1 protein-coding gene is annotated in these 254 nt (G+C 61.4%); it reads left to right on the top strand.

The annotated features are described in order from the left end of the window. Positions 1–8: 8 nt before the first annotated feature. On the top strand, positions 9–254 hold a 246-nt coding region (locus tag ACPYOI_RS36540), incomplete at its 3' end, for a phenylalanine--tRNA ligase subunit beta-related protein (RefSeq protein WP_481424240.1).

Here is a 254-nt window from a genome sequence, read left to right as displayed (position 1 = left end):
ACGTTGCCCTGGTCGTTGATAAGTCTGTTGCTGCAGAGGATGTTCGGCAGGCTCTCATCGAGGGAGCGGGACCGTTGCTTGAGTCCGTCGAGCTTTTCGACGTCTACGAGGGCGAGCAGGTGGGTGATAACCGCAAGTCGTTGGCTTTCAACCTGCGGCTGAGGGGAGCTGACCGAACCTTGACCGACTCTGAGGCCCTCGAGACTCGTGACGCTGCGGTGGCGCGGGCTGAGGAAACCTGCGGTGCCCAGTTG

This window comes from Rhizobium sp. SVR5-2C, assembly GCF_056755115.1.
The sequence above is the reverse complement of the archived record's forward strand: the minus strand, read 5'-3'. Positions and strand labels throughout refer to the sequence as shown.